This is a genomic window from Actinoplanes sp. NPDC020271 (assembly GCF_044388125.1).
Taxonomy (GTDB): domain Bacteria; phylum Actinomycetota; class Actinomycetes; order Mycobacteriales; family Micromonosporaceae; genus Actinoplanes.
On record NZ_JBIRWQ010000008.1, the window covers coordinates 210,644 to 219,604 of the forward strand.

An 8,961-nucleotide genomic window follows, 5' to 3' on the forward strand; every position below is an offset into this window, starting at 1 on the left:
GCTGAACGACGGGTTCGTGGGTGGTTTCCTCGGCACCTTTTATGAAGTCCTCATCGACACCGCCGAGCCCCGGTGGCGTAGTCGCACCACGCCCCGTGGTCGACGCGCGGGGAGCTTTACGGCGGACGCTGATGTTCGTCGTCGCGCTCCTCGGGCTGCTCCTCTCCGCGCGATCCGGGCAGAACGCGATGGTGGTCTGGGTCGTCTTCGCGATCTTCATCAGCGTTTCCACCGTCTGGCTGCGCGGGCAGTACGCCGACAGCCTCGACGGCCGGCAGTGGGTGATCCCGTATCGGATCGGCTGGCTGCTCGGTGGCGTCGCGGCCGTCCTGTTGCTGCTGGCCTTCACCCTGCCCGGGAAACAGAACGACAAGGGTCTGCTGGGTATCGGCGCGCTGGTCCTGGTCTACCTCGTCGGTGGTTCCGCGCTCACCCAGGCCCGCCAGAGTTGCACGATCCGGATGCTGAACCGCGAGATCCACACGCGGCGTTGCGGCCGGCGGCTGACGGTTGCCGGGCTGGTCGTCGCGGTCGCCGGGGCGTTCGTTCTCGGCGAGCTGGGCTGGATCGGCGCCGGAGCGGCGATGATCGGGCTGGGAGTGCTCGGGCTCCTTCCGGTGGGCATGGCGCTCTGGTCCGAGCAGGCCATCCGGTGGGTGTGCGAGAAGGAGCGGCCCGCGGCGTGGCTGTGGGGGCTGGGTGCGGGCGGGGCGGGGCTCTTCGTGCTCGCCGCCCTCGGCAGTGCCGGCGTCTCGCACTCCGCCTGGCTGCTGCCCGTCCTGCTGGTCCTCGGGCTCTTGGTGGCCGCGCTCGTCTCGACGACTCAGGCCGACGTGGTCGGGGTGATGGCAGCCGTCGCGTTGATGGGCGTGACCCCGGCTCAGATGTTGACGAGCGACTCACCGGATCCGGGTGACGGGCAGAGGGTGCTGGTCGCGTTCGGTGATTCCTACATGTCGGGCGAGGGCGCGGCCGTCTACTACAGCGGCACCGACGACGGTGGTTTCAAGGAAGGGACGGAGGACGGCGGGCGCAGTGAGTGCCGCCGGGCCCCGAGTGCGTGGGCCGCGCTGGTCACGCAGGATCGGATGACCTTCGACGGCTTGAAGTTCATGGCCTGCTCCGGCGCCCGTGCACCCGGCGTGATCAACCAGGTCAAGGCCTATCACGACGAGGTCAAGTCCTACGTACCCGCCATGGTGGTGGTGAGCCTCGGTGGCAACGACGCCGGGTTCGCGTCGATCGGTGAGATGTGCCTGGCGCCGGGTGATTGCAGTTCGGCCGAGGACATGTGGATGAATTCCTTCGACGTGGTCAAGCAGCAGCTCCGCCTCGCCTACGGCGCGGTCGACCAGGAGTTCAAGCGGACGCCGGTCGTGGTGGTTCCCTACCCGGACCCCATCCACCTCACCGGGAAGCAGTGCGACCAGGTGGCGCTCACCGACTCCGAGCAGCTCTTCATCCACCAGTTCGTCGAGCGGCTGAACGACACGATCCGGGACACCGCCCGGGAGTTCGGCTTCATCGTCCTGGACGCGATGCCGGGCGCGTTGGAGCAGGCGCATCTGCAGCTGTGCGACCCGCGGAACGACGGCCGGCCCGGGGTCAACTTCATCGGTCTGCGTTCCGTTCGCGGCGTCGCCACGCAGCGCTTCAACCCGACCAAGTGGATGCACACGAGCCTGCATCCGAACGAGCGCGGGCACATCGCCATGCTGCGGGTGTTCCAGAGGTGGTTCCTGCAGTACAACAAGGAGCCCAGACTCGTTCGCGAGGACCACGACGACGCTGCCAAGGGCGAACGGGTCAGGTTGGCCGACGGCAGTGCGCCGGCGAAGCCCCAGTGCGATCTCTCCGACACGTCGACGAAGAACTGCAGGACCGAGGCCCGGCGCTGGGCTGCCCAGCAGGTCGGCAAACGGTTGATCCACGATGCCCTGTGCCTGTGGATCGCAGGGGCGGCCGGTGGAGCGTGGATGGTGGCGGTCGCGTTCTTCGCGTATCGGCGGCGGGTGCACGCGGCCTGCGGCTAAACCACCCGATCAGGTGACATACCGGTTGTTGGCGCTCGGTCGGCGATCGGCACTTCATAGCGTCTGTGCTGCTGACTCGCGGTGACTGGAGGAACAAGGTGAAGGTGCTGGCGACGACCGTCCTGATGGGGCTGTTCGCTTCGATCACCCCGCAGGCTCCGGCGGCGGCCGCGCCGCCGGTGGACTACTACGCGGCGGCGCAGGGCAAGCACGGGGCGGCGTTGAAGGCGGCGCTGCACACCATCATCTCGACCAGGGTGACCACCCTGCGGTACGGCCAGATCTGGGACGTGATCAAGGAGGCCGACCGGGATCCGGCGAACCCGCGGAACGTGATCGGCATCTACTCCGGGTGGAGCATGCCGTGGACCGACCACGGCAGCGGGCCGGGTCAGTGGAACCGGGAGCACGTCTGGGCCAAGTCGCACGGCAACTTCGCCACGGCTCCCGGCCCCGGCACCGACGCCCATCATCTTCGGCCGGAGAACGTCGAGGTGAACGAGGAGCGGGGGCATCTGGACTTCGACGAGGGCGGCCGTCCTTCGCACTATGCGCCGAACAACCATCTGGACGCCGACTCGTGGGAACCACGCGACGAGGCGAAGGGCGACGTCGCCCGCATGATCTTCTACATGGCCGTGCGCTGGGACGAACGCCGGCGTGACCTGGAACCCGATGACCGCACCACCGGGGACGACGGCCCGCGGCACGGCCGGATCTCGGCGTTGCTGAAGTGGAACGACGAGGACCCGCCGGACGCGTTCGAGCGCCACCGCAACGACGTCATCTTCGAGCACTGGCAGCACAACCGGAACCCGTTCATCGACCACCCGGAGTGGGTCGACGACGTCTACGGCGGACCGCGTCCCGTCGCGGGGCGTTAGGATTCGGGTCTGGCTGCTCCGAGAGCAGGGGAGTCCGCTGTGGCCGAAGCTGATGTTCAGAATTCGTTGGCGCAGGTCAGCAAGGCGGCTGAGCTGTACGGCGTGACCGATCAGGACGTCGAGACGTGGCGTGCCGGCATCGAGGAGCGGCCGGCCTGGGCGCAGCGCGCGCACGTCTCCGGCATGCTCGCGCAGCGCCTGGTGATGACGGCGCTGGAACACCGTCAGGAGTGCAAGCAGGAGAGCTGCCGCACCTGCGCCGGTTTGCGGGAGATGCTGGTGATCGCGCTCGCCGGGGTGCGGACGGTGGTGGATGATCGGCTCAACGAGCTCTACCGCCGTCCGGCCCGCTGGCCGTGGCGCCGCCGCAGCTTGTAGCAGTTGCGTTTCCGGGCTTGCGGCCCATGGTGATCTAGGTATTTACTTTCCTCGCTCTCCGCGACTACTCCGCGGAGTAATCGTCATGCCACAGTCCACATTGGATCTTTGGCATCCGTACCTCTGCGGGGAAGAGGTGTTTCCGCGGCATGTCCGTCGACAAATTCGGCTATCCACAGCAACTGCGGCGTGAGCTGCGTATTCGTGATTTGATCGCCTACGGTCTCGTCTTCATGGTCGTGATCGCGCCGTTCGGCATCTTCGGCAGCGTCTTCCAGGCCAGCGGTGGCATGATCGCACTCGCCTACGTCGTCGGCGCCGCCGCGATGATCCTGACCGCTTCCTCGTACGGCGTGATGGTCGAGAAGTACCCGGTGGCCGGCTCGGTCTACGGCTACGCCGGTCGCGCGATCCACCCGGCCGTCGGCTTCCTCACCGGCTGGGCGATCCTGCTCGACTACGTCTGCATCCCGCTGCTGCTGTCGCTGGTCGCCGGCGCCGCGATGAACTCGATCGTCCCCGGCGTCCCGGTCTGGGCCTGGGTCGTCATCTTCGTCCTGGCCAACACGGTGACGAACGTGCTCGGGATCAAGACCACCAAGCTGCTCAACTGGATCTTCCTGGCCGCCGAGCTGGTCATCCTCGTCATCTTCCTGGCGTACGGGCTGAAGGCGCTCGCCGACGGCAAGGGTCACGGGTTCAGCCTCGACCCGTTCTACAACGGCACCAGTTTCACCTGGTCGCTGATCCTCGGTGGCGTCTCCATCGGCATGCTCTCCTACCTCGGCTTCGACGCCCTCGGGCTGCTCGCCGAGGACGCCGCCGACGGTGCCCGCACGGTGCGTCGCGCGATGTACCTGTCGCTGCTGGTCGTCGCCGCCCTGTTCGTCGCGCAGACCTGGGTCGCGGCGCTGCTCGTGCCCGACCCGGACGGCCTGATCGCCAACGGCGACGCGACCGGCTCCGCCTTCTACGACGCGGCCGAGGTCGCCGGTGGCCACTGGCTCGGCACGCTCACCGCGCTCGCCACCGCCCTGGCCTGGGGCGTCGCGAACAACATGGTCGCCCAGGTCGCCACGAGCCGCCTGTTGATGGCGATGTCGCGTGACGGGCAGCTGCCGAGGTTCCTGTCCCGGGTGTCGCTGACCCGCTCGGTGCCGACCAACGCGATCCTCACCACCGCCGCGGTCTCCCTGGCCATCGGGCTGTGGATGGCCAACCGCGAGGACGGCATCACGCTGATGAGCGCCCTGGTCAACTTCGGCGCGATGATCGCGTTCGTGGTCCTGCACGTCTGTGTCATCTGGGAGTGGGTCAAGACCGGCCGGCGCGGCGGCGCGCTGCGTAACGTGGTCGTCCCGGCCGTCGGCGCGCTCGTGCTGATCGCGGTCATCTGGAACGGCAGCCTGCTCGCCCAGACCGTCGGCCTGATCTGGCTCGGCGTCGGCGCGGTCGTCCTGGTCGTCCTGCTCGCCACCGGCCGCAAGCCGAGCCTGCCCGAGGTGCCCGGCGACGACGAGCCGGCCACGACCCCGAAAGCGGTGGAGAATGTCTGACCCGATCCACATCCCGGCCGACCCCGGGCAGTACGGCTACACGTTCGGCGGGCGGGAGGCGATCGCGGCCGTCAAGCCGGGCGCGCCGGTCACGCTGCGCACGCTCGACTGCTTCGGCGGCAAGGTGCGCACCGTCGACGACCTGCCCAGCCAGGTGTGCGATTTTCCGTACCTCAACCCGGTCACCGGCCCGCTGCACGTCGAGGGCGCCGAGCCGGGGGACACCCTGGCCGTGCACGTGGTGTCGCTGACGCCGGCGTCGAGCTTCGGGATCTCCTCGACGTTCCCGCACTTCGGCGCACTCACGTCGACCGGCTACACCCGTACCCTCCAGGAACCGCTCGAAGAGCGGGTGTGGCTCTACGACATCGACCTGGCCGCGCGGACCGTGCGCTACCAGGCCCGCCGCAGCGACTTCACCGTCGACCTGCCGCTGGCGCCGATGCTCGGCACCGTCGGGGTCGCGCCGGCCGCGAACGAGGTCCGCCAGACGATCGTCCCCGACGTGCACGGCGGAAACCTCGACACCCCGCTGCTCGGGCCGGGCGCCACGCTCTACCTGGGCGTCAACGTGCCCGGGGCGCTGCTCGCGCTCGGCGACGGGCACGCGCGGCAGGGCGACGGCGAGGTGTGCGGCGTGGCCGTGGAGGTCGCCATGGACGTGACGATCGTGGTCGACGTGATCAAGGGCGTGGCGACCGGCACCCCACGGCTGGAGACCGACGACCAGCTCGTCTCGCTCGGTGCCGCCCGGCCGCTCGAGGACGCGTTCCGGATCAGCCAGGACGACCTCGTGCGGCACGTCGCGTCGCTGACCGGGCTGGACCTGCTCGACGCGTACCAGCTGGTCTCCCAGACGACCAGCGCGCGCGCCGGCAACGTCGTCGACCCGCAGTACGTGATGAGCGCCGGCATCGACAAGAAGTACCTCCCCGGCACGAGCGCCTACGGCGGCGTGCACGACCGGCTACGGAACGGCTGAAACGACACAGTGCTACGCCCCGGACTCGACCCGGTCCTCGTCCGTGAGCAGTTCTTCGTGCTCGCTCACGACGAGACCCGGCACATGAAGCCCCGCCTGCACGTGCCGGCGCTCGCCGCAGGCCTGGCCGGCGCGACGGTGATGGACCTCCTCATCACCGAACGGGTCACGATCGAGTCCGGGAGCGTCGTCCCGGACTGGCACCGACGGGAGTCCACCGGCGACCCGGTCACCGACGACGTCCTCGCCATCATCATGGCCAAGGCGCCCGGCCCGGCCCTGCCCGCGCTCATCCGGTCCGCCGCCCCCGGCCTGTACGAACGCACCACCGCCGCCCTCGTCCACCGCGGACTGATCGTGGAACTGCCCGCGCGCCGGTGGCGCAAGAAGGAGTACGAGATCGCCGACGAGGGCGTGGCCGTCCGGGTCCGGGCCAAGGTCGGCTACCGGATGGACGGCCGCGACCAGCCGTCCCCGGACGCCGACTGCCTCTGCGGCCTGGTCTCGGCGCTCGGCCTGCACGGCGCGCTGCTGCGTGGCACCCGGGCCGAGGTCGAGCCGCTGCTGCTCAAGGTGATGGCCGAGCTGCCGGAACGGGCCCGCCCGTCCCGCCACCCGGTCGGCCAGGCCCCAGCGGTTGCCGCCGCCGTCCTCTCCGTCGTTCAGGACCTGGCCACCGCCGCGATGTGAGCGCTTCTCAGCGGTGCTCGCCGGCGCGCAGCATCTCCAGCGTCTTCGCGACCCGGTCGGCCCTGGTCGTCTCACGCTTGGCCTCGGTGATCCAGCGGACGAACTCCTTGCGATGCGAGTACGCCAGCGCGCCGTAGGCGGATCGCGCCTCCTCGTCACCGGCGAGCGCCGTCTGCAGTTCGGGCGGCGTCTCCACGGTGCGCTCGCCGGCCACCGGGGCGATCGTCACGGCGTACGCCGAACCGATCTCGATGTCGGCCTTGGCCCGCGCCGCCTTGGCCAGGCCGATCATGTTCTCCCCGCCCATGCGGGCCAGGCGCAGTGGCAACGTCACGTCGTTCACGGTGACCTGCACCGGGAACGCCTTCTTGCCGTCGCCGACCGCGGCGACCTGCTCGTCGGAGAGCAGGAACGCCCCGGCCGGCCCGCGCGATTCCAGCGTCAAAGTCAGATTCAGGGTCTCAGCCACGCTCACACGGTAGTCAGTCACGGTCCCGGTCGGTGGAAAAAGTCTTCGCCAGTACCGCCGCGATGGCGACACCGACCACCGCGATGCCGACCTGCACGCCGACCACGGCCCAGTCGAACGTCCGCCCGGTCACCGTGAAGAAATGGCTGCTGTGCACGTCGTAGCGGGACGACACCCACGTGCCGGCGACCGCGGCGCCCATGCCGACCAGTACCGTCGCGATCAGCCCGATGTTCTGCCGGCCCGGCAGCACGATCCGGGCCACCACCCCGATGACCGCGCCGAAAATGATCGCCGCGATCAGATCCTGAGTGTCCACACGTTCCTCCCCATCAACAACCCGACCTTGCCCATGGTGAGCGGCGAGTCAAACGCCGACGTGACCGACGCACCGGGGCCGGCGGCTCCGATTCGGGTTCGGAGCCGCCGGCCGGGCCCGGGGACGGACCCGGTGATCAGTGAAGTCTTCGACGTGGTCAGGGCGTGAGGTGCCGGCGGCGATCAGCGGCCCGGCGGCTCCGGGCTCGTTGCCGGGTTGAAGGGTGAAAGTGGTTCAGTAGACGTAAGGCCAGGCCGAGGAGTCCCAGCCGATCAGGTTGATGCCGAGCTTCGCCGCGCCCGACGACGTGTAGTAGTGATAGACGAGAACGTCGGCGTCACTGTCGGTGAACACCGCCGGATGCCCGGGGCCGTAGATGCTCCCGTGCGTGGCGAGGATCTCCGTCCCGCCGCCCGCGGTCGTCAGCGTCCCGGCCCGATCCTTGTACGGTCCCGTGATCGAGGTCGAACGAGCCACCATCACGCGGTACGTACTCGAAGCACCCTGGCAGCAGAAGTCGAACGACATGAAAAGGTAGTAGTAGCCGCCGTGATAGAACACGAACGGTGCCTCGACCGATTTGCTGTTCACGAACCGCTCGGCGATGTTGTACATCGTGGAATCGGCCCGCTTGCCGGTCGACGGATTGATCTTCACCATCTTGATGCCGGACCAGAACGACCCGAAGGTCAGCCACCATTCGCCGGACGCGGTGACGGTCAGATTGGGGTCGATGGCATTCCAGTTGCTGCTGGACGTCGACTCGATCACCAGGCCGGAATTCGTCCAGCTCCCGGCTGCGCCGGTGGTCGACTGGGCCAGGAAGATCGCCGACCGGCTGGAGCCGAACGTCGACGCCGCGTAATACATCAGATACTTGCCACCGTGGTACGAGATGTCCGGCGCCCACAGGTTGGCACTGCCGCCGGTGTACGTGTTCGCCCAGGAAGTGCCGTTCGGGAACGCTTTACCGGCGTCGGCGAACGCGGTGCGGTCCGACGAGGTCTTCAAGGTGATGCCGTCACCGGTCGTCGCGAGAAGGTAGCCGCCGGTGGGCTTCTTGACGATCGACGGGTCGTGCGCGCCGGTCGAACCGGTCACCACACCCGGGTTCGGATAGGTGGCGGCCGCGGCCGGTTGCAGGCTCGTGGTCACGGTCAGCAGGCCGGCGACGCCGGCCAGGATCAGTGTGCGGAAGCGAGACGTCATGGGGGATTCGCCTTCCGGATCAAGTGCGGGCCCGACTGGGGAATCGGGCGACCGCCGGGGGACGGGCTCCTTACGCGCCGCGTATGTGGGGTGGGCGCCGCGCACAGGTTCTGGAACTCATCGACGTCGATTCGATTGCCATCATGTTAACGATCACATCCGCTAAGTCAACCCTCTTTTGCAGCGTTGCAAATTGGATCTCCACGTGGTGACCGACGCCCAGTCGCGCCGCGGGCCCTCAGCTGGCGTCAGGGGTGTCCGGGCCGGGCGGAAGCACCGCTGAGGTCCGGCCCGGGCCGTGAACGGCCGCAGCAGCCGTGAGCAGTGGCCGGGCCGTGAATGGCGGCAGCAGCCGTGAGCAGTGGCCGGGCCGTGAATGGCGGCAGCAGCCGTGAGCAGTGGCCGGGCCGTGAATGGCGGCAGCAGCCGTGAGCAGTGGCC

Annotated in this window: 9 protein-coding genes; 6 read left to right on the plus strand and 3 right to left on the minus strand. The window is 68.8% G+C overall.

Annotated features, from left to right (window positions below):
- The first annotated feature begins 131 nt into the window (after positions 1-131).
- The 6 genes from ACH442_RS20250 (at position 132) to ACH442_RS20275 (ending at position 6,523) form a co-directional block, all read left to right on the plus strand.
- Positions 132-2,033, plus strand: coding sequence for a GDSL-type esterase/lipase family protein (locus ACH442_RS20250; RefSeq protein ID WP_396339591.1), 1,902 nt, complete (start codon positions 132-134; stop codon positions 2,031-2,033).
- Positions 2,034-2,098: 65 nt separating this feature from the next.
- Positions 2,099-2,917: an endonuclease I family protein gene (locus tag ACH442_RS20255; RefSeq protein ID WP_396339592.1), complete on the plus strand. Its 819-nt coding sequence runs from the start codon at positions 2,099-2,101 to the stop codon at positions 2,915-2,917.
- A gap of 39 nt (positions 2,918-2,956) precedes the next feature.
- Complete coding sequence (locus tag ACH442_RS20260) at positions 2,957-3,295, plus strand: hypothetical protein (protein WP_396339593.1); 339 nt, start codon at positions 2,957-2,959, stop codon at positions 3,293-3,295.
- A 149-nt stretch (positions 3,296-3,444) separates the two neighbouring features.
- Positions 3,445-4,851 (plus strand): APC family permease, encoded by a 1,407-nt coding sequence (locus ACH442_RS20265; protein ID WP_396339594.1) that lies wholly within the window; start codon positions 3,445-3,447, stop codon positions 4,849-4,851.
- Positions 4,844-5,833, plus strand: coding sequence for an acetamidase/formamidase family protein (locus ACH442_RS20270; RefSeq protein ID WP_396339595.1), 990 nt, complete (start codon positions 4,844-4,846; stop codon positions 5,831-5,833). Before ACH442_RS20265 ends, ACH442_RS20270 begins: the two co-directional genes overlap by 8 nt.
- A gap of 9 nt (positions 5,834-5,842) precedes the next feature.
- Complete coding sequence (locus ACH442_RS20275) at positions 5,843-6,523, plus strand: GPP34 family phosphoprotein (protein ID WP_396339596.1); 681 nt, start codon at positions 5,843-5,845, stop codon at positions 6,521-6,523.
- Positions 6,524-6,530: 7 nt separating this feature from the next.
- On the opposite strand, the gene ACH442_RS20280 is transcribed toward ACH442_RS20275, so the two are convergent.
- The 3 genes from ACH442_RS20280 to ACH442_RS20290 all read right to left on the minus strand — a co-directional run bounded on the left by ACH442_RS20280 (position 6,531) and on the right by ACH442_RS20290 (position 8,520).
- Positions 6,531-6,992, minus strand: a complete 462-nt coding sequence (locus tag ACH442_RS20280; protein ID WP_396339597.1) for a YdeI/OmpD-associated family protein — start codon at positions 6,990-6,992, stop codon at positions 6,531-6,533.
- A 13-nt stretch (positions 6,993-7,005) separates the two neighbouring features.
- Entirely contained in the window at positions 7,006-7,311 is a 306-nt protein-coding gene (locus ACH442_RS20285) for a GlsB/YeaQ/YmgE family stress response membrane protein (RefSeq protein WP_396339598.1), read from the minus strand.
- 234 nt (positions 7,312-7,545) lie between these two features.
- A complete protein-coding gene (locus tag ACH442_RS20290; protein WP_396339599.1) occupies positions 7,546-8,520 on the minus strand; it encodes an arabinan endo-1,5-alpha-L-arabinosidase in 975 nt (324 codons plus the stop codon).
- Positions 8,521-8,961: the final 441 nt, after the last annotated feature.